The organism is Methylobacterium litchii, from assembly GCF_038442315.1.
In the GTDB taxonomy this organism is placed as follows: Bacteria; Pseudomonadota; Alphaproteobacteria; order Rhizobiales; family Beijerinckiaceae; genus Methylobacterium; species Methylobacterium litchii.
On record NZ_JBBXMY010000013.1, the window covers coordinates 13,922 to 39,170 of the forward strand.

At 70.3% G+C, this 25,249-nt stretch carries 24 protein-coding genes and 1 tRNA gene; 18 read left to right on the forward strand and 7 right to left on the reverse strand.

Annotation, left to right across the window (positions count from 1 at the left end; all coding sequences use genetic code 11):
• Positions 1 to 65: 65 nt before the first annotated feature.
• Positions 66 to 1,931, forward strand: coding sequence for an ABC transporter ATP-binding protein (locus AAHF99_RS20310; protein ID WP_342166284.1), 1,866 nt, complete (start codon positions 66 to 68; stop codon positions 1,929 to 1,931).
• Positions 1,932 to 1,935: 4 nt separating this feature from the next.
• Here the strand turns inward: AAHF99_RS20310 and AAHF99_RS20315 are convergent, their stop codons facing one another.
• Positions 1,936 to 3,669: a methyl-accepting chemotaxis protein gene (locus AAHF99_RS20315; protein WP_342166285.1), complete on the reverse strand. Its 1,734-nt coding sequence runs from the start codon at positions 3,667 to 3,669 to the stop codon at positions 1,936 to 1,938.
• 557 nt (positions 3,670 to 4,226) lie between these two features.
• On the opposite strand from AAHF99_RS20315, the gene petA reads away from it, so the two are divergent.
• The 13 genes from petA (at position 4,227) to dprA (ending at position 15,053) form a co-directional block, all read left to right on the forward strand.
• Positions 4,227 to 4,796, forward strand: coding sequence for a ubiquinol-cytochrome c reductase iron-sulfur subunit (petA, locus tag AAHF99_RS20320; protein ID WP_243958157.1), 570 nt, complete (start codon positions 4,227 to 4,229; stop codon positions 4,794 to 4,796).
• A gap of 14 nt (positions 4,797 to 4,810) precedes the next feature.
• On the forward strand, positions 4,811 to 6,097 hold the full coding sequence (locus tag AAHF99_RS20325) for a cytochrome b (RefSeq protein WP_342166287.1): 1,287 nt from the start codon (positions 4,811 to 4,813) through the stop codon (positions 6,095 to 6,097).
• A gap of 14 nt (positions 6,098 to 6,111) precedes the next feature.
• Complete coding sequence (locus tag AAHF99_RS20330; RefSeq protein WP_342166288.1) at positions 6,112 to 7,020, forward strand: cytochrome c1; 909 nt, start codon at positions 6,112 to 6,114, stop codon at positions 7,018 to 7,020.
• A gap of 108 nt (positions 7,021 to 7,128) precedes the next feature.
• Positions 7,129 to 8,004, forward strand: coding sequence for an S-methyl-5'-thioadenosine phosphorylase (locus tag AAHF99_RS20335; protein ID WP_342166289.1), 876 nt, complete (start codon positions 7,129 to 7,131; stop codon positions 8,002 to 8,004).
• An 85-nt stretch (positions 8,005 to 8,089) separates the two neighbouring features.
• Positions 8,090 to 8,677, forward strand: coding sequence for an imidazoleglycerol-phosphate dehydratase HisB (gene hisB, locus AAHF99_RS20340; RefSeq protein WP_342166290.1), 588 nt, complete (start codon positions 8,090 to 8,092; stop codon positions 8,675 to 8,677).
• 16 nt (positions 8,678 to 8,693) lie between these two features.
• Positions 8,694 to 9,179 carry a DUF2628 domain-containing protein gene (locus tag AAHF99_RS20345; protein ID WP_412759920.1) on the forward strand — a complete coding sequence of 162 codons (486 nt, stop codon included), beginning with the start codon at positions 8,694 to 8,696 and terminating at the stop codon, positions 9,177 to 9,179.
• A 16-nt stretch (positions 9,180 to 9,195) separates the two neighbouring features.
• Positions 9,196 to 9,858: an imidazole glycerol phosphate synthase subunit HisH gene (gene hisH, locus AAHF99_RS20350; protein ID WP_342166292.1), complete on the forward strand. Its 663-nt coding sequence runs from the start codon at positions 9,196 to 9,198 to the stop codon at positions 9,856 to 9,858.
• Between the two features lie 34 nt (positions 9,859 to 9,892).
• On the forward strand, positions 9,893 to 10,636 hold the full coding sequence (hisA, locus tag AAHF99_RS20355) for a 1-(5-phosphoribosyl)-5-[(5-phosphoribosylamino)methylideneamino]imidazole-4-carboxamide isomerase (protein ID WP_342166293.1): 744 nt from the start codon (positions 9,893 to 9,895) through the stop codon (positions 10,634 to 10,636).
• Positions 10,637 to 10,673: 37 nt separating this feature from the next.
• On the forward strand, positions 10,674 to 11,150 hold the full coding sequence (locus tag AAHF99_RS20360; RefSeq protein ID WP_342166294.1) for a DUF29 domain-containing protein: 477 nt from the start codon (positions 10,674 to 10,676) through the stop codon (positions 11,148 to 11,150).
• Positions 11,151 to 11,169: 19 nt separating this feature from the next.
• On the forward strand, positions 11,170 to 11,964 hold the full coding sequence (hisF, locus tag AAHF99_RS20365; protein ID WP_342166295.1) for an imidazole glycerol phosphate synthase subunit HisF: 795 nt from the start codon (positions 11,170 to 11,172) through the stop codon (positions 11,962 to 11,964).
• Positions 11,961 to 13,265 (forward strand): dihydroorotase, encoded by a 1,305-nt coding sequence (locus AAHF99_RS20370; protein ID WP_342166296.1) that lies wholly within the window; start codon positions 11,961 to 11,963, stop codon positions 13,263 to 13,265. Before hisF ends, AAHF99_RS20370 begins: the two co-directional genes overlap by 4 nt.
• Positions 13,262 to 13,867, forward strand: coding sequence for a glycerol-3-phosphate 1-O-acyltransferase PlsY (gene plsY, locus AAHF99_RS20375; RefSeq protein ID WP_342166297.1), 606 nt, complete (start codon positions 13,262 to 13,264; stop codon positions 13,865 to 13,867). Before AAHF99_RS20370 ends, plsY begins: the two co-directional genes overlap by 4 nt.
• Positions 13,868 to 13,874: 7 nt before the next feature.
• Positions 13,875 to 15,053 (forward strand): DNA-processing protein DprA, encoded by a 1,179-nt coding sequence (gene dprA / locus AAHF99_RS20380; protein ID WP_342166298.1) that lies wholly within the window; start codon positions 13,875 to 13,877, stop codon positions 15,051 to 15,053.
• 69 nt (positions 15,054 to 15,122) lie between these two features.
• Here the strand turns inward: dprA and AAHF99_RS20385 are convergent, their stop codons facing one another.
• A complete protein-coding gene (locus tag AAHF99_RS20385; protein ID WP_342166299.1) occupies positions 15,123 to 15,548 on the reverse strand; it encodes an organic hydroperoxide resistance protein in 426 nt (141 codons plus the stop codon).
• A 110-nt stretch (positions 15,549 to 15,658) separates the two neighbouring features.
• Positions 15,659 to 17,377 (reverse strand): adenine deaminase, encoded by a 1,719-nt coding sequence (gene ade, locus AAHF99_RS20390; protein WP_342166300.1) that lies wholly within the window; start codon positions 17,375 to 17,377, stop codon positions 15,659 to 15,661.
• A 129-nt stretch (positions 17,378 to 17,506) separates the two neighbouring features.
• Here ade and AAHF99_RS20395 point away from each other — a divergent pair, with 129 nt between their 5' ends.
• Both AAHF99_RS20395 and AAHF99_RS20400 read left to right on the forward strand, forming a co-directional pair.
• The gene (locus AAHF99_RS20395; RefSeq protein ID WP_342166301.1) at positions 17,507 to 19,027 is read left to right on the forward strand and encodes a phytoene desaturase; all 1,521 of its coding nucleotides are present in this window, start codon (positions 17,507 to 17,509) and stop codon (positions 19,025 to 19,027) included.
• The gene (locus AAHF99_RS20400; RefSeq protein ID WP_342166302.1) at positions 19,008 to 20,084 is read left to right on the forward strand and encodes a phytoene/squalene synthase family protein; all 1,077 of its coding nucleotides are present in this window, start codon (positions 19,008 to 19,010) and stop codon (positions 20,082 to 20,084) included. The genes AAHF99_RS20395 and AAHF99_RS20400 overlap by 20 nt, the downstream gene beginning before the upstream one ends.
• A 4-nt stretch (positions 20,085 to 20,088) precedes the next feature.
• Here the strand turns inward: AAHF99_RS20400 and hemC are convergent, their stop codons facing one another.
• On the reverse strand, positions 20,089 to 21,012 hold the full coding sequence (gene hemC, locus AAHF99_RS20405; protein WP_342166303.1) for a hydroxymethylbilane synthase: 924 nt from the start codon (positions 21,010 to 21,012) through the stop codon (positions 20,089 to 20,091).
• A gap of 166 nt (positions 21,013 to 21,178) precedes the next feature.
• On the opposite strand from hemC, the gene AAHF99_RS20410 reads away from it, so the two are divergent.
• On the forward strand, positions 21,179 to 22,096 hold the full coding sequence (locus tag AAHF99_RS20410; protein WP_342166304.1) for a metallophosphoesterase: 918 nt from the start codon (positions 21,179 to 21,181) through the stop codon (positions 22,094 to 22,096).
• 48 nt (positions 22,097 to 22,144) lie between these two features.
• Complete coding sequence (locus tag AAHF99_RS20415; RefSeq protein ID WP_342166305.1) at positions 22,145 to 22,597, forward strand: ABC transporter ATPase; 453 nt, start codon at positions 22,145 to 22,147, stop codon at positions 22,595 to 22,597.
• Between the two features lie 22 nt (positions 22,598 to 22,619).
• On the opposite strand, the gene AAHF99_RS20420 is transcribed toward AAHF99_RS20415, so the two are convergent.
• The 3 genes from AAHF99_RS20420 to AAHF99_RS20430 form a co-directional block, all read right to left on the reverse strand.
• Complete coding sequence (locus AAHF99_RS20420; protein WP_342166306.1) at positions 22,620 to 23,366, reverse strand: ABC transporter substrate-binding protein; 747 nt, start codon at positions 23,364 to 23,366, stop codon at positions 22,620 to 22,622.
• Positions 23,367 to 23,419: 53 nt separating this feature from the next.
• Positions 23,420 to 24,952: an acyl-CoA carboxylase subunit beta gene (locus AAHF99_RS20425; protein ID WP_243958226.1), complete on the reverse strand. Its 1,533-nt coding sequence runs from the start codon at positions 24,950 to 24,952 to the stop codon at positions 23,420 to 23,422.
• A gap of 137 nt (positions 24,953 to 25,089) precedes the next feature.
• Positions 25,090 to 25,164 (reverse strand) — tRNA-Val (locus tag AAHF99_RS20430).
• Between the last annotated feature and the right edge of the window lie 85 nt (positions 25,165 to 25,249).

Here is a 25,249-nt window from a genome sequence, read left to right on the forward strand (position 1 = left end):
GGTCGCTTGGCCTGCGGCTCCCGGCCCTTACATGACGGGTCCTGCCGGAGAACCCGTCGTACAGCATGTTCCTCGATTGGCTCGAACGCCGGATCGACCCCTTCGCATCCTTTGATGAGACGCGGATGCCCCCGAAGTCGGTCACCGGCTTCGCGTGGTTCTACCTGCGCCCGATCCGGGGGGCGCTGGCGGCGCTCTTCGCCATCGCGGTGATCGCGGGCACGGTGGAGGCGTCCCTCTACCTCGTCATGCGCTGGTTCATCGACATGCTCGGCTCGGCCGACCGGGCCACGGTCCTGTCGGATCATGCGACGGGCATCGCGATCTCCCTCGCCCTCGTCGCACTGGTGCGGCCGGTCTCGATCTGGGCGCACGAGGCCCTGTCGAACCAGCTCGTGGTGCCGCAATCCACCAACCAGATCCGCTGGCGGGCGCATCTCTACACCCTCGGGCACTCGCTCTCGTACTTCCAGGCCGACTTCGCCGGGCGGCTTGCGAACCGCGTGGTGCAGGTCGGCCCGGCGGTGCGCGAACTCGCGGTCGTGTTCATCGACACGCTCCTCTACGTCGCGATCTATGCCGTGACGGCGGTGGGGCTGTTCGGCTCGATCTCCCCCTGGCTCGCCCTGCCGGTGGTGCTCTGGATCCTCGCCTATGCCGCGCTCACGCGGTGGTTCGTGCCCCGGGCGCGGGCGCGCTCGCACGCCACCGCCGACACCCGCTCGGTGCTGATCGGCCGCGTGGTGGACAGCTACACCAACATCCTCACCGTGAAGCTCTTCGCCCGTGACCGGGAGGAGCGCGCGGCGGTGCGCGACGCGGTGCAGACCCACACCGACGCCTACCTGCACCAGTTCCGCCTCGTGACGGCGACGACGACCCTGCTCGGCATCCTCAACAGCGCGCTGCTGATCGCCACCGGCTGGGCCTGCCTCGCCCTGTGGCGGCAGGGCGGCATGACGACCGGCGAGGCCTCGGCCGGGCTCGCCCTGGTGCTGCGCCTCATCGCCATGTCCGGCTGGGTGATGCAGACCGTGCGCGGCGTGTTCGAGAATGTCGGCGTCATCCAAGAGAGCATGCAGACGATCAGCCGTCCGCACGGCCTCGTCGATGCCCCCGGCGCGCGGGAGCTCGCGGTGACGGGTGGCGAGATCCGCTACGAGCAGGTCGGCTTCCATTACGGGCGGGGCGATGCCTCGATCATCGAGGATTTCTCCCTCACGATCCGGGCCGGCGAGCGCGTCGGGCTGGTGGGGGTGAGCGGCGCGGGCAAGTCGACCCTCGCGACGCTGCTGCTGCGCCTCTACGACGTGGAGAGCGGGCGCATCCTTATCGACGGGCAGGACATCGCGGGGGTCACGCAATTGTCCCTGCGCGAGGCGGTGGCGATGGTCAGCCAGGACACGTCCCTGCTGCACCGCTCCATCCGGGACAACATCGCCTACGGGCGCCCGAGCGCGACCGACGCGGAGGTGGATCAGGCCGCCCGGCTCGCCCATGCGGACGGGTTCATCGCCGACCTCGTGGACCACAAGGGCCGGCGGGGCTACGAGGCCCATGTGGGCGAGCGGGGGGTGAAGCTCTCGGGCGGGCAGCGCCAGCGCATCGCCATTGCCCGCGTGATCCTGAAGGACGCGCCGATCCTCATCCTCGACGAGGCGACCTCGGCGCTGGACAGCCAGGTCGAGGCGGCGATCCAGGATTCCCTCGACACGCTGATGGCCGGCAAGACCGTGCTCGCCATCGCCCACCGGCTCTCGACCATCGCGGCGATGGACCGCCTCGTGGTGATCGAGGCGGGCCGGATCGTGGAGGAGGGGACGCACGCCCAGCTCGTGGCGCGGGGCGGGGTCTATGCCGGACTCTGGGCCCGGCAATCGGGCGGGTTCCTGCCCGACCGGACGGCGCCCTTCGAGGACGCCGCCGAGTAGGGTCTCAGGCCGCCCGCACGCCGTGGAGGAAGCCTTCCACCTCGGCGCGCAGGGCCTCTGCCTGACGCGCCAGCTCCTCGGACGCCGCGAAGACCTGCCCCGCCGCCGCGCCCGTGCCGGAGACGGCGTTCGAGACCACGGCGATGCTGGAGCCGACCTCGGAGGTGCCCTGCGAGGCTTGGCTGACCGCCGAGACGATCTCGCGGGTCGCCGCGCCCTGCTGGTCCACCGCAGTGGCGATGGCCGAAGCCGCACGGTTGATGTCGTGGATCGTCCCCACGATGCCGCCGATCCCCGTGACCGCCTTCGCGGTGGTGGCCTGGATGCCGGCGATCTGCGCCGAGATCTCGTCGGTGGCGCGGCTCGTCTGCGCGGCGAGCGCCTTCACCTCGGAGGCCACGACGGCGAAGCCACGCCCCGCCTCGCCGGCCCGCGCCGCCTCGATGGTGGCGTTGAGGGCGAGCAGGTTCGTCTGCGCGGCGATGCCGGCGATGAGCGCGACGATCTCGTCGATGCGGCCCACCATCTCCTTCAGTTCGCTCACCGTGGCGGCGGAGGCCTGCGTCTCCTGAACCGCCGCGGTAGACTGGGAGAGGGAATGATCCACCTGCCGGGCGATCTCCTGCACCGACGCGCCGAGCTCCTCGGCGGCGCCGGCCACGGAGGTGACGTTCGAGCCCGCCTGATGCGCCGCGACGGCGACGGCTTCCGCCCGCGCCGAGGTGTCGTCGGCGGTCTGCGACAGGTGCTGGGCGGTGGCCTGCAACTCGGTGGCGGCGGAGGAGACGATGCCGACGATGGAGCCGACGCTGCCCTCGAAGCCGTGGATGAGCGCGCTCATCCGCTCGGCCTGGCGCATCTTCTCCAGGGTGTCGGCCTCCTTCTCGGCCGTCATGGTGCGCTGGCTGACCAGCCCATCGCGGAAATAGGCGACCGAGCGGGCCATGTCGCCGATGGCGTCGCCCCGGTCCAGGGAGGGCACTTCGCGGTCGAGGCGGCCGGCGGCGATCTCGCCCATCGCGTCGTTCAGTTGCGCCACCGGGGTGCCGATATGGCGGGACAGGGCGTAGGCGGCGGCCATCGCGGCGGCGGCGACGGCCAGCAGGACCGCGCCGAGGGTGTAGATCGCGCGGTCGCGGGCGGCGAGGAGGTCGGTGACGTCGAGGGCGACCTCCAGCGTGCCGATGGCCTTGCCGGAATAGTTGCGCAGCGGCGCGGCCAGCACCGCGACGGGGCGACCGGCGATCTCGCCCATGTGCGGCGCGATCGGCCCGCCCATCGCCTCGCGCTGTGCGTCCTGCGGCAGCAGCGACTTCTGCGCGAAGGTGGCGCCCAGCGTCTGCACGCCGTTTTCGCCCACGAGATGCATCGCGAGATCGACCCCGACCCGGCGCTTCAGGGCGGCGAGGAAGTCGGGCCCGAGGGCCGCGCCCACGTCGGCGACGCCCACGAACCGGCCCTCGACCGTCATCGGCACCACGGCGAAGATGCTGACGCTGTCGCGGCCGGGCTCGATGCCGGTCTGCGTGCCGCGCGCCTGGATCACGTCCCGCACCATGGCGCGGCGGGCGAGCACCTCGTCGCCGAACTTGTCCGGCGCGTGCGAGCGGGCGAAGGCCTTCCCGTCCGCCCCGTGCAGGGTGACGAGGCCGAGATCGAGCTTCTTCATCTCGGGATAAAGCGGGGCGAGGCGGGCGAGGGCGTCGGCGCGGTCGCCCCGGGCGAAGGCATCGGCCACGCCCCCGGTCGTTGGCGATGGCGAAGGCGGCGGTGAGCGCCCGCTGGCCCTGCTCGGCCATGGCCTCCGAGACGGCGTTGTAGCGCCGCAGGAGACTCGCGCCGATGGCGCTGTCGCTCGCCGAGACCTGGGCACGGTAGCTGACTACGCCGACCACCGCCGCAGAGCCGAGAGACAGGCCCAGCATCGCAATCGTCAGCTTCGCGCCAATGGATTTCAGTCCACTCTTCAACAACGACACGCGACTTCCCCAAGCACAACTTGCACGGAATTTTGAATTATCATGCCGTGGCCTAATTAACGCGCGGCTAACGTTTAGGACAGTCGCGTGTTTCTTGATATTGCTGGACGTTCGTCTTCGCAGGGCGGCCCGGCCGCGCCGCCCTTGTCACACTTTGCGCACTTCCTCGCGGGTTTGGCTTGGCCATTGGTCCGGGGCGCTTGACTTGAGGCGACGGCCGGTCGCATTGCACAGTTTAGAACCATAATGCTGTGGTCCCGGCGGCCGCCTTCCGGCGGAACCGACCCGTGACACACGACCTCGGAGTGCTGAGCCCTTGGCGAACACAACCGCCGCTCCCGCCGATGCGTCCCACGACGGCAGCCGTCGTGATTTCCTGTTCCTCGCGACGGGGGCGGGCCTCGCCGTCGGCGCCGCTGCCGTCGCGTGGCCCTTCGTCTCCTCCATGGCGCCCGATGCCGACGTGATCGCGGCCGGTGCCCCCATCGAGGTGGACCTGACGCCGATCCAGGACGGGCAGATCGTCAACGTCTTCTGGCGGGGCAAGCTGATCTTCGTGCGCAAGCTGACCTCGAAGGAGGTCACGGACATGAAGGGCGTGCCGCTCTCGGCCATGATCGAGCCCGCCGCCTTCGATTCGCGGGTGAAGAACGGCCACGACCAGTGGCTGGTGGTCTACGGCAATTGCACGCACCTGGGCTGCGTGCCGATCGGCCACCAGGGTAACTTCGAGGGCTGGGCCTGCCCGTGCCACGGCTCCCAGTTCGACGCCGTGGGCCGCGTCCGCCGCGGGCCCGCGCCGATCAATCTTCCCATTCCGCCCTACGCCTTCCAGACGGACACCAAGATCCGCATCGGCGAACAGGGCGGGAAGGGCGAGGCCTGAGGACAGAGGCAGACATGAGCGGTACCGCCAGCACCTACGTCCCGAAGAGCCGCGTCGCCAAATGGTTTGAATCGCGGCTGCCGATCGTCGGCCTCGTCCACTCGTCGTTCATCGCGTATCCGGTGCCCCGGAACCTGAACTACTTCTGGACCTTCGGCGCCATCCTCGCCGCCTTCCTCGGCATCCAGATCATCACCGGCGTGTGGCTGGCGATGCATTACGAGCCGTCCGCGACCGGAGCCTTCAACTCCGTCGAGAAGATCATGCGCGACGTGAACTACGGCTGGCTGCTGCGCTACGCGCACGCCAACGGCGCGTCGATGTTCTTCGTGGCGGTCTACGTCCACATGTTCCGGGCGCTCTATTACGGGTCGTACAAGGCCCCGCGTGAGGTGCTCTACATCCTCGGCGTCATCATCTACCTGCTGATGATGGCCACGGCCTTCCTCGGCTACACCCTGCCGTGGGGCCAGATGAGCTTCTGGGGCGCCACCGTCATCACCAACATCCTGGCGGCGATCCCGGTGGTCGGCGACACGATCCAGAGCCTGCTCTGGGGCGGCTACTCCGTCGGCAACCCGACCGTGAACCGCTTCTTCTCCCTGCACTACCTGCTGCCCTGGATGATCGCGGGCGTCGTCGTCCTGCACGTCTGGGCGCTGCATGTGACGGGTCAGAACAACCCGGCCGGCATCCCGATCAAGTCGGGCAAGGACGCGGTGCCCTTCACCCCCTACGCGACGGTGAAGGACGTGTTCGCCACCGTGGTGTTCATGATCCTGTTCGCGTGGTTCCTGTTCTTCATGCCGAACTACCTCGGCCATGCGGACAACTACATTCAGGCGAACCCGGCGGTGACGCCCGCGCACATCGTGCCGGAATGGTACTTCCTGCCGTTCTACGCGATCCTGCGTGCGGTGCCGGACAAGCTCGGCGGCGTCATCCTGATGTTCTCGGCGGTGATCATCCTGGCCTTCGCGCCCTGGCTCGACACGTCGCGCATCCGCTCGTGCAACTACCGGCCGATCTACCGGCAGTTCATGTGGGTGTTCCTGGGCGTGTGCTTCGTCCTCGGCTGGCTCGGCTCGCAGCCCCCGGAAGGCGGCTACGTGATCGCCTCCCAGATCTGCACCGCCTACTACTTCGCGCACTTCCTGCTGGTGATGCCGCTCTGCGGCCTGTTCGAGACGCCCAAGCCCTTGCCCGGTTCGATCGTCGAGAGCGTGACCGGTCCGGGCCGGCAGATCTCGGGGGCGGGCATGCCGGCGGGCGCCGCGGCGGCGCCGCAGGTCAAGGGCTGAAGGACGACGACTCGATGGCCATGACCCGCGTCCTCTCCACGACCCTCGCCGCCGCGATGGCGGCCCTTCTCCTCGGCGCGCCCGCGCGGGCCGAGGATGCCCATGGCGGCCCGGTGCCGCCGCGGGTGAACTGGAGCTTCGCCGGCATGTTCGGCCGCTTCGACGAGGCGCAGTTGCAGCGCGGCTTCCAAGTCTACAAGGAAGTCTGCTCCGCCTGTCACTCGATGAAGCTCGTCTCCTTCCGCAACCTCGCGCAGGAAGGCGGCCCGCACTTCTCGGCCTCGCAGGTGAAGGCGTTGGCCGCCACCTATCAGGTGAAGGACGGCCCGAACGATTCGGGTGAGATGTTCGAGCGGCCCGGCCGCCCGGCGGACACCTTCCCGGCGCCCTTCCCGAACGATCAGGCCGCCGCCGCTGCCAACGGCGGCAAGGCGCCGCCGGACTTCTCGGTGATCGCCAAGGCGCGGACCTTCTCGCGCGGAAACCTGACCTTCCTCTACGACTGGCTGCCCTTCGTCGGCTACACGGAGCAGGGCCCGGATTACATCCACGGCCTACTCAACGGTTACAAGGACGCTCCGAAGGACTTCCAAGTCCCGGATGGCGGCCACTACAACCTCTATTACCCGGGCCACATCATCGCGATGCCGCCGCCCATCTCGGACGGTCAGGTCACCTACGCGAAGAACGACCAGGGCCAGCCGGTCGTGCCGGAGACGGTGGAGCAGTACGGCAAGGACGTCTCGGCCTTCCTGATGTGGGCCGCCGAGCCGCACATGATGGACCGCAAGGCCCTCGGCTTCCGGGTGATCCTGTTCCTGATCATCCTGTCCGGCCTGCTCTACTACGTGAAGAAGAAGGTCTGGGCGGATGTCGGCGGCGAGGTCCACGGCCTCCAGCCGGAACTGCACAAGGCCTGGTAAGCCGGCCACCTTGCACGGACGATGCGGGCCTCCCCTCGGGGAGGCCCGTCTTTTTTGGGCGGCAGGGGCGTGCTACCGGCCCTCGAACGACAAGACAGGGCATCGGGCATGACCGCAGCGGTACTCGGGGTGATCGGCGGATCGGGGGTCTACGACCTGCCGGGCCTGGAGGACGTGCGCGAGGAGCGCATCGTATCGCCCTGGGGCGAGCCCTCGGACGCCCTGCGGATCGGGCGGATCGGCGCGACCAAGGTGGTGTTCCTCGCCCGGCACGGGCGCGGCCATCGCTTCTCGCCCTCGGGCATCAATTACCGCGCGAACATCGACACGATGAAGCGGGCGGGCGTCACCGACATCGTGTCGCTCTCGGCCTGCGGTTCGTTCCGCGATGAGCTGCATCCCGGCACCTTCGTCCTCGTGGACCAGTTCGTGGACCGCACCCACGGCCGCGCCTCGTCCTTCTTCGGCGACGGCTGCGTCGCCCATGTGTCGCTGGCCCACCCGGTCGGTCCGAACCTGCAGAAGCGCATCGCGCAGGCGGCCAAGGCGGAGGAGATCGCGATCCACCGGGGCGGCACCTACGTGTGCATGGAGGGGCCGCAATTCTCCTCGCTCGCCGAATCCCGTGCCTACAAGGCGCAGGGCTTCGACGTGATCGGCATGACCAACATGCCCGAGGCCAAGCTCGCGCGCGAAGCGGAGATCACCTACGCGACCATCGCCATGGTGACCGACTACGATTGCTGGCACCCCGGCCACGACGCCGTGGACGTGGCGGCGGTGGTCGCCGTGGCGCGGGCCAACGCCGACAAGGCGGCCCGCCTCGTCTCGCGCCTCGCCCGCGACTTTCCGGTGGAGCGGGAGGAGTGCCCGGTCGGATCGCACCGGGCCCTCGACGGCGCGATCATGACGGCCCCCGCAGTCCGCGATCCGGCCCTGCTCGCCAAGCTCGACGCCATCGCGGGGCGGGTGCTGAACGGCTGAGGCCGGCGCGCGATTTCCCTTTGGCGACTGGTCATCTAGAAGCAGCCGGCGGCGCCATCGCTGCCTTCACCAACACGCGGACACAATGCGCAGCGCGAGCATCAGCCGGACAACCGCCGAGACCGACGTCTCGGTGAGCGTCGCCCTCGACGGCACCGGCAAGGCGACGATCGCCACCGGCATCGGCTTCCTCGACCACATGCTGGAACTGCTCGCGCGGCACGCCCTGTTCGACCTCGACATCAGGGTCGTCGGCGACCTGCATGTCGATCAGCACCATTCCGCCGAGGATTGTGGCATCGCCCTGGGGCAGGCCTTCGCCAAGGCGCTGGGCGACAAGCGCGGCGTGACCCGCTACGCCGACATTCACCTGCCGATGGACGAGACCCTGAGCCGCGTCTGCGTCGACATCTCCGGCCGCCCCTTCCTCGTGTTCCGCACGCAGTTCCGGGTGGAGAAGATCGGCACCTTCGACACCGAACTCGTCCGCGAGTGGTTCCAGGCCTTCGCGATGAATGCCGGGCTGACCCTGCACGTCGAGACGCTGTACGGCGAGAACGCGCACCATATCGCGGAAAGCCTGTTCAAGGGGCTGGCCCGCGCCTTGCGGGCGGCGGTGGCGGTCGACCCCCGCGAGGAAGGCCGGGTGCCCTCGACCAAGGGCACGCTGTAGGACACCCCCAATGCGGATGCGCAGCTACACCCTCCACTTGCCGCCGGACGCTCGCCCCGGCGAGACCGACACCCTGGACCGGGCCGTGATCGTGCCCGACGGGTTCTCCTGGCCGGCTTTCGCCTACACCGTGCTGTGGTTCCTGTTCCACCGGCTCTGGGTGGCGGCGCTGATCGTGCTCGCGGGCCTCGCCGCTGTGGCCTTCGCCGGCTACGCGCTCGGCCTGACCCGCGCGGCGGGGACGGGCATCGCCCTCCTCGCCAGCGTGCTGATCGGGTTCGAGGCGTCGAGCCTGCGCCGCTGGACCCTGGCCCGCCGGGGCTTCGCCCTGCGCGACGCCGTCGTCGCCCGCGATTCCGCCGAGGCCGAGGCGCGGCTCCTCGCCCGCTGGCTCGATCCCGCGAGCCTGCCGCCGCCGCCGCGTCCGCCCTTCCCGGGTGGTCCCGTGCGGCGCGCCGAGCCGGTGATCGGCCTTTTCCCCGCCCGCGAAGGCGGGCGGTGACGGCGTGGGATCGGGCATGACCGGACGAACCGTCGCCATCATCGATTACGGCTCAGGCAACCTGCACTCGGCCCTGAAGGCCTTCGAGCGCGCGGCCCGCGAGGCTGCGCTCGACGACACCCGCATCGTGCTCACCGCCGACCCGGAGGTCGTGGCGGCGGCGGACAGGATCGTCCTGCCGGGCGTCGGCGCCTATGCCGATTGCCGGGCGGGGCTCGATGCCGTGCCCGGCATGGTCGAGGCCATGACCGGGGCAGTGAAAGAGAAGGGCACGCCCTTCCTCGGCATCTGCGTCGGGATGCAGTTGCTGGCGAGCCGCGGCCTCGAATATGCCGAGACACCCGGCCTCGGCTGGATCCCCGGCGATGTCGGGCCGATCCGCCCGTCCGATCCGGCGCTGAAGGTGCCGCATATGGGCTGGAACACCCTGCGCGCGGCCCGGCCTCACGCCCTGTTCGCGGGCATTCCCACGGGGGAGCACGGTCTGCACGCCTATTTCGTGCACAGCTTCGCCCTGACGCCGGAGCGGCCCGATGATACCGTGATGCTCGCCGATTACGGCGGGCCGGTCACGGCCGCCGTGGCCCGCGACAACGTCGCCGGCATGCAGTTCCACCCCGAAAAGAGCCAGCAACTCGGCCTCGCCCTCATCGCCAACTTCCTCCGCTGGCGCCCGTGAGCGGCGCCGAGGGACCAAACGGAAAGACAGCCCGGTGATCCTGTATCCCGCAATCGACCTGAAGGGCGGCCGCTGCGTCCGCCTCGTGCAGGGGGACATGGACCGGGCGACCGTCTTCGGCGATGACCCCGCCGCCCAGGCGGCGATCTTCGCCGGGCAGGGCTTCTCGTGGCTGCACGTGGTCGATCTCGACGGCGCCTTCGCGGGCGCGCCGCGCAATGCCGAGGCAGTCGATTCGATCCTGGCCACGGTGGACGTGCCGGTGCAGCTCGGCGGCGGCATCCGGGACATGAAGACCCTGGAGGGCTGGCTCGCCAAGGGCGTCGCGCGGGTCATCATCGGCACGGCGGCGGTGCGCGATCCCGAATTCGTCCGCGAGGCGGCGCGGCTCCATCCCGGCAAGGTGGCAGTGGGCATCGACGCCAAGGACGGCCGCGTGGCCGTCGAGGGCTGGGCACAGACCTCCAGCATGACCGCCGAGGAACTCGGGCGCCGCTTCGAGGATGCCGGCGTCGCGGCCATCGTCTACACCGACATCGCCCGCGACGGCATCCTGAAGGGGCTCAACGTCGAGATGACCCTGGCCCTGGCCGACGCCGTCGCCGTGCCGGTGATCGCCTCCGGCGGCCTCGCCTCCATCGCCGACGTGCACCGCCTGCTGGAGCCCGATTGCGCCCTGATCGCCGGGGCCATCACCGGCCGGGCGCTCTACGACGGCCGCATCGATCCCATCGCGGCGCTTTCCGCCATCGCGGCGGCGCGCCACGCCGCGCCGTGATAGGATCACGGCGATGGGATCATCCCGGGAGGGCGCGATGGCTGTCGCGAAGGCTGTGACCCGAGCCGTTTCGCCGACGACGGCGTATGCGGACGACTTTTACACCTGGACCCAGGAGCAGGGCGCGCGCCTGCGGGCCGGCGACCTCGACGGCCTCGATCTGGAGAATTTGGCCGAGGAGATCGAGAGCTTGGGCAAGAGCCAGTTCGCCAGTCTGGTGAGCGCGCTGCGAATCGTGCTGCTTCACATGCTGAAGTTCGATCATCAGCCGGAGCGGGGTACCCGTAGCTGGGCACTTTCCATCGCCGAGCACCGCAGACGGGTCGTCTACGAGTTGCGCGACAGTCCCGGCCTGAAGGGGCGACTCGCGGATGCGATCGAGCGCGCCTATGACCTCGGGCGCATCGAGGCCTCGAAAGAAACCGGGCTGCCGCTGAAGCAATTCCCTGAAACCTGCCCTTATCCCCTGGACGTGATCATGAACCGGCCGTTCGCGATCGATCCGGACGCCTGACCGACGATCGGACGGAACCGTGCTCAAGACCCGCATCATCCCCTGCCTCGACGTGAAGGACGGGCGCGTCGTGAAGGGCGTGCGCTTCGAGGGCCTGCGCGATGCGGGAGATCCGGTCGAGGCCGCCAAGGCCTACGACGCGGCCGGCGCCGACGAACTCTGCTTCCTCGACATCACCGCGAGCCGCGAGGCCCGGGGCACCCTGCTCGATGTGGTGAGCCGCACGGCGGAAGCCTGCTTCATGCCGCTCACCGTGGGCGGCGGGGTGCGCGCCGTCGAGGACGTGCGGGCGCTGCTGCTGGCCGGCGCCGACAAGGTCGCGATCAACACCTCCGCCGTGAAGGACCCGGACCTCGTGGCCCGCGCGGCGGAGAAGTTCGGCGCGCAATGCATCGTCGTGGCCATCGACGCCAAGCGCGTCTCCGCCCCCGGCGAGGCGGCGCGGTGGGAGATCTTCACCCATGGCGGGCGCGACCCGACCGGGATCGATGCCATCGCCTTCGCCCGCCTCGTCGCGGAGAAGGGTGCGGGCGAACTCCTCGTCACCTCCATGGACCGGGACGGCACCCGCTCCGGCTACGACCTCGCGCTCACCCGCGCGATCTCCGACGCGGTGGGCGTTCCGGTGATCGCCTCCGGCGGCGTCGGCGGGCTCGACGATCTCGTGGCCGGCGTCGCGCAGGGCGGGGCCAGCGCCGTGCTCGCCGCCTCGATCTTCCATTTCGGCCAAGCCACCATCGGCGAGGCCAAGGCGCACATGGCCGCCGCCGGCCTCGCCATGCGCCTCGACGCCTCCGCGGAGCCGCGCCCGTGACCGACCTCCTCCTCGCCAACGCGACCCTGCTCGACCCCGCGACGGGCGCGGACACGTCCGGCGCGATCCTCGTCCGCGACGGGCGGATCGCCGACATCGTGCAGGGCGCCGCCCCCGGTTCGCCTGCGGGTGCGAAGCGGATCGACTGCGCCGGCCGCGTACTGGCCCCCGGCCTCATCGACCTGCGCGCCTTCGTGGGCGAGCCCGGTGCCGAGCACCGAGAGACGTTGGCCTCGGCCAGCGCCGCCGCCGCCGCCGGGGGCGTGACGACGCTGGTCTGCATGCCGGACACCAACCCGATCATGGACGAGCCGGCGATCGTGGATTTCGTCCTGCGCCGGGCGCGGGACACGGCCTGCGTGAACGTCTTGCCGGCGGCGGCCATCACCAAGGGCCTTGGCGGCCGGGAGATGACCGAGTTCGGCCTGCTGCAGGAAGCCGGCGCGGTGGCCTTCACCGATGGCCTGCGCGCCGTGGCCGACGCGCAGGTGATGCGCAGGGCGCTGACCTACGCGCGCGATTTCGGGGTGCTGCTCATGCAGCATGTCGAGGAGGCGAGCCTCGCCGCCGAGGGTGTGATGAACGAGGGCGAACTCGCCTCGCGCCTCGGCCTGATGGGCGTACCCCGCGAGGCCGAGACGGTGATGCTGGAGCGCGATCTCCGCCTCGTGCGCCTGACGGGAGCCCGCTACCACGCGGCGATGATCTCTTGCGCCGATTCGGTGGAGATCGTCCGCCGGGCGAAGGAGGACGGGTTGCCCGTTACCTGCGGCGTCTCGGTGAACAACCTCGTCCTGAACGAGAACGACATCGGCCATTACCGCACCTTCTGCCGGCTCTCGCCGCCCCTGCGCGACGAGGCGGACCGGCAGGCCGTGGTGGCAGCCCTGGCCGAGGGGGTGATCGACGTGGTCGTCTCCGATCACAACCCGCAGGATGCGGACACCAAGCGCCTGCCCTTCGCCGAGGCGGCGGACGGGGCGCTCGGCATCGAGACGTTGCTCGGCGCCGCGATGCGCCTCGTCCATACCGGCGACGTCCCTCTGCCACGCCTGCTCGCCGCCTTGACGGTGAACCCCGCCAAGCTCCTCGGCCAGCCGTCCGGGCGCCTCGCGAAGGGGGCGCCGGCCGACCTCGTGCTGATCGACCCGGACCTGCCCTATGTCGTGGACAAGCGGCGGCTAAAGTCGCGCTCGAAGAACTCGCCCTTCGACGAGGCCCGGCTCCAGGGTGGGGCGGTGCTGACGATGGTCGGCGGGCGGATCGTCCACGCGGTCGACGATCTGGCGGCGGCGGCATGATCCCCTCGGACCTCGCCACCCTGCCGACCCTCGCCGGGCTCGGCATCGGCTATGCGCTGGGCGCGATTCCCTTTGGGCTCCTGTTCACCCGCATCGCCGGTCTCGGCGACGTGCGCGCCATCGGCTCGGGCAATATCGGCGCGACCAACGTGCTGCGCACCGGGCGCAAGGGGCTGGCCTTCGCGACCCTGCTGGGGGATGCCCTGAAGGGCACGGCCGCCGTGCTCATCGCCGCGCAACTCGGCGAGGGCCCGGCGCTGGCCGCCGGGCTCGGCGCCTTCCTCGGGCATCTCTTCCCGGTCTGGCTCGGGTTCAAGGGCGGCAAGGGCGTCGCCACGCTGATCGGCCTGCTCATCGCCTTCAGCCCGGCGGCGCTGCTCGCCTTTGCCCTCGTGTGGCTCGGGCTCGCCTTCGCCTTCAAATACTCCTCGCTCTCCGCGCTTGCGGCCTCGGCGGTGACGCCCCTGGTGCTCTGGGCCCTCGGCATGCCGGAGGTGGCGCTGCTCTTCGTCGTGCTCGGATCCCTGCTGTGGTGGAAGCACACGCCCAACATCCAGCGCCTTGCGGCAGGCACTGAGGGGCGGATCGGCCAGAAGGGGTGAGCGCGCGATGGACCTTTCCGACGCGCAACGCCTCGACTGGCTCCGCCTGATCCGCACCGAGGGCATCGGCCCCCGCAACTTCCGCCAGCTCATCAACCGCTTCGGCGGCGCGGCGGCGGCCCTCGACGCCCTGCCGGACCTCACGCAGCGCCGGGGTCGGCCCGTGACGCCCCCGAGCCGGATGCAGGCCGAGGACGAGGTCGCGGCGCTTTCCCGCCTCGGCGGGGTCTTCCTCGCCTCGGGCGATGCGGCCTATCCCACGTTGCTCAGAGTCGCCGACGCCGCCCCGCCGCTCATCGCCCTGCGCGGCGATCCCGCGATCCTCGCGCGGCCCGCCGTCGCCATCGTCGGCTCGCGCAACGCCTCGGCGGCCGGGGGCGCCTTCACCGACCGCCTCGCCCGCGCCCTCGGCGAGGCCGGGCTGGTCATCGTCTCCGGCCTCGCGCGCGGCATCGATGCCCGCGCCCACAAGGCGAGCCTCTCCACCGGGACCGTCGCGGTGATGGCGGGCGGGCACGACAAGATCTACCCCGCCAACCATGCCGCCCTGGCGGAGTCGATCCTCGAAGCAGGCGGCGCCGTGCTCGCCGAGATGCCGATGGGCTGGCAGCCGCGCGCCCAGGATTTTCCCCGCCGCAACCGCATCGTCTCCGGCCTCAGCTACGGCAGCGTCGTGGTGGAGGCGGCGCGACGCTCGGGCTCCTTGATCACCGCGCGATACGCGTTGGAGCAGAACCGCGAGGTCTTCGCCGTGCCGGGCTCGCCCCTCGACCCCCGCGCGGAGGGCACCAACGATCTGATCCGCCAGGGCGCGACCCTCGTCACGGAGGCGGAGCACATCCTGGAGGTGATCGGGCCGATCATCGAGCGGGGTCCGGTGCCGGAGGCGGCGCCCGCCCGCAAGCGCCCGGATTTCGCGGACCAGCCGGATTTCTGGGAGGAACTGGATTTCGAGGGATCCGCCGCCGCGCCTCCGGTCGAATTGATGCCGGAACCGGAATCGGAGCCCGGCGACGAGCGCACCCGCATCCTTGCCCTGCTCGGGCCCGGCCCGGTGGCGACGGACGAACTCGCTCGCGCCGCCGCCTGTGAGGTGCGGATGGTGCAGACCATCCTGCTGGAACTCGAACTCGACGGGCGGATCGAGCGGCAGGGCAGCGGCATGGTCGCCCTGGCGCGCCGCTGAGGCGCAAACGGAAAGCCCCTCGCTTCCAGTAGGAAGGAGGGGCTTGCGAGAGCGCGTGTCAGGCTGAGATCAGGCGACGGTCAGGCCGACATCGACATTACCGCGCGTGGCGTTGGAGTACGGGCACACCTTGTGCGCCTCCTGCACCAGACGCTCGGCGTCGGCCTTGTCGAGGCCCGGCAGGCTGACTTTGAGGTCGGTGGTGATGCCGAAGCCGCCCTCGGAGCGCGGGCCGATGCCGACATTCGCCGTCACGGTCGTGTCGTTCGGGACCTTCAGCGACAGCTGCGGCGCCACGAACTTCATCGCGCCCAGGAAGCAGGCGGAATAGCCGGCCGCGAAGAGCTGCTCGGGGTTGTTGCCCTCGCCGCCCGCGCCGCCCAGCTCCTTCGGGGTCGCGAGCTTGACGGAGAGCGAGCCATCCTCGGTCTTCGCGGCGCCGTCGCGGCCCCCGGTGGCGGTGGCGGTGGTGCGGTACTTCACGTCAACGGACATACTCGTCTCCCCTTCGGAATGGCGATGCGCCTTAGATGGCGGACAATTCCGGGATAGCTAGAATATAGATTGTGCGCAATCGAAAATCGCGCAGCCCCCTCATGCACGGATCACGCATCAACCAGGGCAAAGCGGTCCACGTCCACGAGGCCGCGATCGGTGATCTTGAGGTGCGGGATCACCGGCAGGGGTAGGAAGGCGACCTGCAGGAACGGCTCCGGCAGCACCACGCCGAGCCCCTTCGCGGCCTCGCGCAGGCGGCGCAACGCGGCGGCGATCTCGGGATGGGCGTCGAGGCTCATCAGGCCCGCGAGCGGCAGGGCGATCTCGGCGAGCACCCGCCCGCCCTCGGCCACGACGAAGCCGCCCTCGATCTCCGCGAGGCGGTTCACGGCCACCGTCATGTCGGCCTCGTCGGCGCCGACGACGGTGATGTTGTGGCAATCGTGCCCGACCGACGAGGCGATGGCCCCGCGCTTCAGCCCGAACCCCTTCACGAACGCGACGCCGATGCCCCGTTCCCCCGGCCGGCTTCGCCCGTGCCGCTCGACCACCGCGACTTTCACGGCGTCCTGGCCGAGGTCGATCCGCCGTTCGCCGCCGGAATAGGGCAGGGTGAGGTCGTGCCGAAGGGTGATGATCTTGCCCGGTACCACGCCGATGACCGGCGTCGAGGGTCCGGAGCCCGGCGCGGCGAAGTCGAAAGCCGTCACCCGCCGGCTGCGGATGCTGCCCCGGCCGATGGGCGCCACCTGGGCGCGGCCCGCGAACAGCGCATCGTCCACTACGCGCCCAGCGCTGATGACGCCCGACACCGCGCAATCGAGCAGGTCGTCGAGGATCACGAGGTCGGCGCGCTGGCCGGGGGCGACGAGGCCCCGGTCGCGGAGGCCGAAGGCCCGTGCCGCCGACCACGAGACCGCCCGGTAGACCGCGAGCGGCGGGCAGCCGAGGCGGATCGCCGTGCGCACCACGTAGTCGAGGTGCCCCTCTTCGGCGATGTCGAGGGGGTTCCGGTCGTCGGTGCAGAAGGCCAGGAACGGCGCCGTGCGGTCATCGAGGATCGGCGCCAGGGCGTGCAGGTCCTTCGAGACCGAGCCCTCGCGGATCAGCACGGTCATGCCCTTGGAAAGCTTCTCCATCGCCTCCTCGGGCGTGGTCGCCTCGTGCTCGGTGCGGATGCCGGCGGCGATGTAGCCGTTGAGCGCCGCGCCCCGCAGCAGTGGCGCGTGCCCGTCGATGGGGCGGCCCTGGAAGGCGGCGAGCTTGGCGAGCGCGCCCTCGTCCGCTGCCAACACGCCGGGGAAGTTCATGAACTCCGCGAGGCCGAGCACCTTCGGGTGGTGGGCGAAGGGCATCAGGTCGGCGGCCTCGATGCAGGCGCCCGAAGTTTCGAGATGCGCCGCCGCCGGCACGCAGGAGGACAATTGCACCCGCAGGTCCATCGCCATCGCCTCGGCAAAGTCGAGGAACCACCCGAAGGCCGGCGTGCCCAGCACGTTCGCCATCTCGTGCGGATCGCAGATGCCGGTGGTGACGCCGCGCGGCAGCACGCAGGCCTCGAAGGCGAGCGGCGTCATCAGCGAGGATTCGACATGGAAATGCGTGTCGATGAAGCCCGGCACCACCACCCGGCCGGCGATGTCGATCTCCCGCGCGCCGCGATACTGGCCATAGGTGCCCACGATCCGGTCGCCGCACAGGGCGATGTCCGAGGCGACGAGGTCGCCGGTCACGAGGTCGAGGAACCGCCCGTTCTTCAGCACGAGGTCGGCCTCGCCGCGCCCAGCCCCCTGTAGGATCGCCCGCCTGAGGAAGTCCGTGCTCATGCTCACCTCCACCGGCCACGCTGCCAGGACCGTGCCAGCCTGACCGAACGTGCGAAAGCGTGGGGCGTCGCTGCCGCACCGGAGATTTTGCCCCTTGCGCGCCGTGAAATCGGCGGGCACTGTCAAGTCATGTTGACACTCGCGGCCAGACCGGAGTCGAGGGACACGAGCGATCCACGGCCGCATGCCGTGGTGATCGGCTCGGGCTTCGGTGGGCTGGCCGCCGCCGTGCGGCTCGGCGCGCGGGGCTACCGGGTGACGGTGCTGGAACGGCTGGAGCAGCCCGGCGGACGGGCCCGCGTCCACCGCCGCGACGGCTTCACCTTCGATGCCGGGCCGACCATCGTCACCGCGCCGTTCCTGTTCGAGGAGCTGTGGCAGCTCGCCGGCAAGCCCATGGCCGACGACGTGACGATGGTGCCGATGGACCCGTTCTACCGGATCCGCTTCAGCGACGGCGCGACCTTCGATTACAGCGGCGACCCGGAGCGGATGCGTGCTGAGGTCGCCCGGTTCTCCCCCGACGACGTGGCGGGCTACGAGCGCTTCATGGCCCACGCCCGCAAGGTGTGCGCGCTGGGCTTCGAGCAACTGGGGCACGTGCCGTTCGGCTCGGTGCGGGCGATGCTGAAGATCGCGCCGGATCTCCTGCGGCTCTCCGGCCACCGCAGCGTGCATGCGGTGGTGTCGCGCTTCATCCGCGATGATCGGCTGCGCACGGTGTTCAGCTTCCACCCCCTGCTCATCGGCGGAAACCCGTTCAAGGCGAGCGGGGTCTATTGCCTGATCGCCGACCTCGAACGCCGCTGGGGCGTGCATTTCGTCATGGGCGGCACCGGCAAGCTCGTGGACGGGCTGGTGCGGTTGATCCGGGGGCAGGGCGGCCGGGTGCGCCTCGGCGCCGACGTCGCCGAGATCGTCGTGGAGGGCGGCGCGGCGCGGGGCGTGCGCCTCGCGGGCGGCGAGACGATCCCCGCCGACATCGTGGTCTCCAACGCCGATTCGGCGATCACCCAGGGCAAGCTGCTGCCCAAGGCCCTGCGCTGGAGCCCCGGCCGCATGAAGCGGGCGCGCTCCTCCATGGGGCTGTTCGTCTGGTATTTCGGCACGCGCCGCCGCTATCCGGACGTGGCTCACCACACGATTCTGCTCGGGCCGCGCTACCGCGAATTGCTGGCCGACATCTTCGACCGGAAGGTGCTGGCGGAGGATGCGAGCCTCTACCTCCACCGGCCGACCGCCACGGACGACAGCCTCGCCCCGCCGGGCCAGGATTGCTTCTACGTGCTGGCGCCCGTGCCGAACCTCGCGGGCGGGCAGGATTGGGCGGCGCTGGGGGAAACCTACCGCCGCCGGATCGAGGCGATGCTGGAGGAGAGCGTGCTGCCGGGGCTCAAGGCCGAACTCGTCACGAGCTTCTTCACGACGCCGCAGGATTTCCAGGACGACTTCCTGAGCTATCGCGGCTCCGGCTTCGGCTTGGAGCCGGTGCTGACGCAATCCGCGTGGTTCCGGCCGCACAACCGCTCGGCAGTGCAAAACCTCTATCTCGTCGGCGCCGGCACCCATCCGGGGGCCGGTCTGCCCGGCGTGCTCTCCTCTGCCCGTATCCTCGACCGCGTGGTGCCGGATGCCCGTGTCACGGCCTGAACCGATCCGCCTGGACGACCGCGCCGCCTGCTCGACGGCGATCCGCGCCGGCTCGAAGAGTTTCCACGCCGCCGGCCTGCTGCTGCCGCAGGCGGTGCGGGAGCCGGCGCACGCGCTCTACGCCTTCTGCCGTTTGGCCGACGACCTCGTGGACGAGGCCGGCGAGGCGCGGGGGCGTCACCGTGCCGTCGCCCGCCTGCGCGAGCGCATCCGCCTCGCCTATGCCGGCCAGCCGGCGGACCATCCCGCCGACCGCGCCTTCGCCGGCGCGATCGACGCCCACGCCATCCCCGAGGCGCTGCCCCTCGCCCTGGTCGAGGGGCTGGAATGGGATGCGGAAGGCCGCTTCTACGCCGACCTCGGCGAACTGCACGCATACGCTGCCCGCGTCGCGGGTTCGGTGGGGGCGATGATGGCGCTCATCATGGGCGTGCGCGACGCCGACGCCCTGGCCCGCGCCTGCGACCTCGGCGCGGCGATGCAGCTCACCAACATCGCCCGCGATGTCGGTGAGGACGCCCGGATGGGCCGTCTCTACCTGCCGCTGGACTGGATGGCGGACGCCGGCCTGGACGTGGACCGCTTCCTCGCCGATCCGCGCCCGTCGCCGGCCCTCGCGGAGGTCGTGGAGCGCCTGCTCGCGGAGGCCGACGGGCTCTATGCCCGCGCCGAGGCCGGCATCGCCGCCCTGCCGCCCCGCTGCCGCCCGGCGATCCGCGCGGCCTCGCGGATCTACGCGCAGATCGGCTTCGCGGTTCGTCGCAACGGCCATGACAGCGTGACCCGCCGCGCGCGGATCGGCGGCGTCGCCAAGCTCGGCCACGCGCTCGGTGCCGCCCTGCCGCGCCCGGTGGGGCTGGGCCTCGCTCTGCCGCCCCTGGCGCAGACAGCGTTCCTCGTGGCGGCGGTGGCCGCGCACCCGGTGCCGCGCCTCCCGCGCGGGTTGCCGTCCTGGTGGGACCTGCGCGGCCGTGTCCTCCACGTCCTCGACCTGATCGAGCGACTGCGCGAGCGCGAGGCCTTCGCCCGCGCCGCGCAGTCGGAGATCGCGCGCTGACCCTTTACTGAAGGTGCTTCGTGTAGGTGTCGCCGGCCTGCGCCTTCAGCGCGGCGCCGGCCTCGCGGCCGATGCGCTCGGCCTCTTCCACCGGCCCCTCGCCGGAGGCGGCCCAATGCCGGCTCCCGTCCGGCAGGAACAGCAGCCCGTCGAGGCGTAGCCGGCCCCCGTCGATCCGCGCCAGGGCGGCGATGGGCGTGCGGCAGGACCCGTCGAGCTCGGCGAGCAGCGCCCGCTCCGCCGCGACGGCGGTCGTGGTGGTCTCGCAGGCGATGGGGGCGAGGAGCGCGCGGATCTCCGCATCGTCCGCCCGGCACTCGATGCCCAGCGCGCCCTGCGCCACGGCCGGGAGCATGGTCTCTACCGGCAGGATGCTGCGGGCCATGGCTTCGAGGCTGAGGCGCTGAAGCCCGGCCAGCGCGAGCAGGGTCGCGTCGCACTCGCCCGATTCGAGCTTGCGCATCCGCGTGTTCGCGTTGCCGCGCAGGGGCACGACCTTCAGGTCCGGCCGGTGCATCAGCACCTGCGCCGCCCGGCGCAGCGACGAGGTGCCGACCCGCGCGCCCTCGGGCAGGTCCATCAGCGTCTCGGCATGGGGGGAGAGGAAGGCGTCGCGCGGGTCGTCGCGCTCCAGGATGCAGGCGATGGCGAGGCCCTCGGGCAGCCACGTCTCCACGTCCTTCATCGAATGGACGGCGACATCCACCTCGTTCGCGTAGAGCGCCTGCTCCAGCTCCTTGGTGAACAGGCCCTTACCGCCGATCTCGGAGAGCGGCCGGTCGAGGATCTTGTCGGCGACGGTGGTGACGACGACGAGTTCGGTCTCCAGGCCGGGATTGGCGGCAACGATGCGGTCGCGGACCATGCCCGTCTGGGCCAGGGCCATCGGGGAGCCGCGGGTGCCGATGCGCAGGGGGCGGTTCAGCATGGGTCTGATGTGTCGCTTCTCACGGACGGGGCGGCGGCGAGACCTTACAGAAGGCCATGCCACGCTTCCATCACCTTGAGCGATCCGGTTCAGCCGTCGTCAACCGAAGGTCGCGTATAGGCTCCGGCGGGGCCACCAGTGCCATGGGACAGGACGAACGGGAACCATGCTGATCCTGCCGAGCCGGCGTCAGGTCCTCACCGGGCTCGGTGCGACCGCCGGCATCATGGGGGCGACGGGCGTCTACGGGTTCGGAATCGAGCCCCTGCACCGCCTCGTGGTGACGCGCTACGCGCCGACCCTGCCCAAGTGGAAGGACGGCCCGGCCCTGCGCATCGCGGTGCTGGCGGATTTCCACGTCTGCGAGCCGTTCATGCCGTTCGACCGGGTGGCGGAGATCGTGGATGCGACCAACGCCCTGCGCCCCGACCTCATCCTGATGCTGGGCGATTACCCGGCCGGGAAGGTGGCGTGGCAGAAGCTCCCCCTGTCGGATTTCGCCAAGCTCGTGGAGGGCCTGCGCGCTCCGCTCGGCACCTACTCGATCCTCGGCAACCACGATTGGTGGGACGATCCGGCCACGCAATCGGCGCTCGGCGGCACGCCGCGCATCCGCAAGCTCTTGGAAGCGCGGGGCATCCCCGTGCTGGAGAACGACGTGCTGCGCCTCACCAAGGACGGCAAGCCGTTCTGGCTCGCCGGACTCGGTGATCAGGAGCCGTTCGAGAACCGTTGGCACATGACTCTCGCCGACCTACCCGGCACTCTCGCCAAGGTCACGGACGACGCGCCGGTCCTGCTGATGGCCCACGAGCCGAACATCTTTCCCCGAGTGCCGTCGCGGGTGGCGCTGACCCTGTCGGGGCACACCCATGGCGGGCAGATCCGCCTGTTCGGCCGCTCGCCGGCCATCCGCCGGGTGAACGGGCACGATCTGGCCTATGGGCATCGCATCATGGACGGGCGCCACATCGTCGTCTCGGGCGGGTTCGGCGTCAGCCGCATCCCCGTGCGCATCGGTGTGCCGCCGGAGATCGTGATGATCGAACTGGGACAATCCGCGCCGGAGCCGGGCACCGCATAAGGCCCTCCGGGCAATCCCCTTTCCGGCCATGCGCGCTAGATGGGTGGGATGCGCGCGCTTCTTCTCCTCCCGATCCTCCTGTTCGCGGCCGGATCCGCACGGGCGGACGAATGCGAATCCCTGGTCGCGAAGGTGACGGCCGAGACCGGGGCCAAGACCGACCAGCAGCGGTCCGATTACGCGACCTTCACCGTCGACCCCGACATGACGATGTCGCTCGCCTGCGGGGCTCCGGCGCTCTCGTCGGTGGGGGCGCAGTACCGGGGGGCGAACCCGCCCGAGGCGTATTACGACACATTCGGCAAGGCGGGCCACGCCGTCACCGGCATCGATGCGAAGACGATCACCGAGGCCGCGCACAGGGCCAAGGAGACCGCGAGCCGGATGCGCCACAGCAACATCGATCTCGGCGGGGCGCTCGTCACCTGCTCGTCGATGGTCTCGCCCGACAAGGGGCCGCTGACGCTGTGCGCGGTGATCGAGCACAGCGACAAGAGCTAGGGATCCGGGCCGCGTCCCTCCCTCAGGGAAGCGCGGCCTTGGGGGCGACGGTGGCGTCGTGCTGCCCGCTCCGCGCGAGGGAGTCCGCGACGAACCCCGACGCCTTCATCTCCTCGACGAAGCGGCTGAGATAAGCCGTGGACTCCGGCCGTCCTGTCGGCAGGGCGACGGCCTGCTCGATCACCATGAACCGGCCCGGCAGGAGGCGGACGTCCGCGTTGGCCCGCGCATAGGCTTCGAGCGGCTGGCGAACCGAGGCCACGACGGCCACGCGGTCGCGCCGGAAGACCTCCAGCGCCTCGGCCGATGTCGGCGCGAAGACGCGCTCGGCGTCCTTGAGGTGGCGGCTCAAATAGAGGTCGTAGGCGGTGTTCCGGCCGACGGCGACCGTCACCCCCGCGCGGTCGACCTGCTCGTTCGCGGTGATCTGCGAATCCGCCGGGACCATGTAGGCCCCCTCGATGGTCACGTAGGGCGGCGTGTAGGCGATGGTCTTCGCCCGCTGCGGGTCGATGGCCAGGAAGGCCATGTCCCAGGCGTCCGGGCCGCCGGCCGCGTCCACGACCTTTCCGGCCGTGTCGTAGGTCGTGAAGGCGACCGGCACCTTCAGCCGCCGCGCCATTTCCCGGGCGAGGTCGGCCGAGACGCCGGCCGGCTCACCGTCCGGCCCCTTCTGGGCCAGGACGATGTTGCCGTAGTTGATCGCGGCCCGCAGCGTCCCCGTGGGGGCGATGGCGCGGACCAGTTCCGGGGAGACGTCCTGAGCCACGGCTTTACCCTCGCATGCGGCGAGCCAGAGGAGCAGGCCGAAGAGAATCGCCCTCAAAGCGGGATGTTGTCGTGCTTCTTCCACGGCTGCTCCATCTTCTTGGTGCGGAGCATGCCCAGCGCGCGGGCGATCCGGCGACGGGTGGAATGGGGCATGATCACTTCGTCGATATAGCCGCGCTCGGCGGCCACGAACGGCGAGAGGAAGCGGTCCTCGTATTCCTTGGTGCGCTCGGCGATCTTGTCCGGGTCGCCGATTTCGTTGCGGAAGATGATCTCCACCGCGCCCTTGGCGCCCATCACCGCGATCTGCGCGGTCGGCCACGCGTAGTTCACGTCTGCGCCGACATGCTTCGAGGCCATGACGTCGTAGGCGCCGCCGAAGGCCTTGCGGGTGATGATGGTGACGAGCGGCACCGTCGCCTGGTTGTAGGCGAAGAGCAGCTTGGCGCCGTGCTTGATGAGGCCGCCGTATTCCTGGGCGGTGCCCGGCAGGAAGCCCGGCACGTCCACGAAGGTCACGATCGGGATCGAGAAGGCGTTGCAGTAGCGCACGAAGCGCGCGGCCTTCCGCGAGGCGTCCGAATCGAGCACGCCCGCCAGCACCAGCGGCTGGTTCGCCACGAAGCCGACCGTGCGGCCCTCCACGCGGCCGAAGCCGGTGATGATGTTGCGGGCGTAGGCCGCCTGGATCTCGAAGAAGTCGCCCTCATCGACCACGCGGCGGATCAGCTCGCCCATGTCGTAGGGCTTGTTCGGGTTGTCGGGGATCAGCGTGTCGAGCGACATGTCGAGACGGTTCACGTCGTCGAAGGACTCGATCTCCGGCACGCCGTCAGTGTTGTTGGCGGGGAGATAGTCGAGCAGGCGGCGGATCTGGAGGATCGCCTCGACGTCGTTCTCGAACGCGCCGTCCGCGATGGACGACTTGGTGGTGTGGACCTTGGCGCCGCCGAGTTCCTCGGCGGTGACGACCTCGTTGGTCACGGTCTTCACCACGTCCGGGCCGGTCACGAACATGTAGCTCGTGTCGCGGACCATGAAGATGAAGTCGGTCATGGCCGGCGAGTAGACGTCGCCGCCCGCGCAGGGGCCCATGATGACCGAGATCTGCGGGATCACGCCGGACGCCATGACGTTGCGGCGGAACACCTCGCCGTAGCCGCCGAGCGCAGCCACGCCCTCCTGGATGCGGGCGCCGCCGGCATCGAAGATGCCGATGATCGGGGCGCGCATCTTCAGCGCCATGTCCTGCACCTTCACGATCTTGGCGGCGTGCGTCTCCGAGAGGGAGCCGCCGAAGACGGTGAAGTCCTTCGAGAACAGGAAGACCGTGCGGCCGTTGATGGTGCCCCAGCCGGTGACGACGCCGTCGCCGGGGACCTTCTGCTTCTCCATGCCGAAATCGGTGGAGCGGTGCTGGACGAACATGTCGAACTCTTCGAACGACCCGTGGTCGAGCAGGAGTTCGATGCGCTCGCGCGCCGTGAGCTTGCCGCGGTTGTGCTGCGCCTCGACACGCTTCTCGCCACCGCCGAGCCGCGCCTGATCCCGGCGCTCGGCGAGTTTGTCGAGGATGTCCTTCATGGTCGTCGTCCGCCCCTGGCTTGCCCAGCCGCCCGGTAGTCCCGGATCGATCTCGAGCGTTTGCTGTCGAGCCGGCTCTAGCACGCGCCTACGGCGTGGCAAACAGATCTGAAATCGGTCTTACGGGGGGAGGAAAGTGGTGGACGGTGCAGGGATCGAACCTGCGACCTTTCCCGTGTGAAGGGAACGCACTACCGCTGTGCTAACCGTCCGTTCCGCGAGCCCGTGCAACACGGACGCCGCGCGGAGGCGGGGGCTCGGAGCCGCCCGCGACCGGATGAGCGGCTTCTAGGGCCC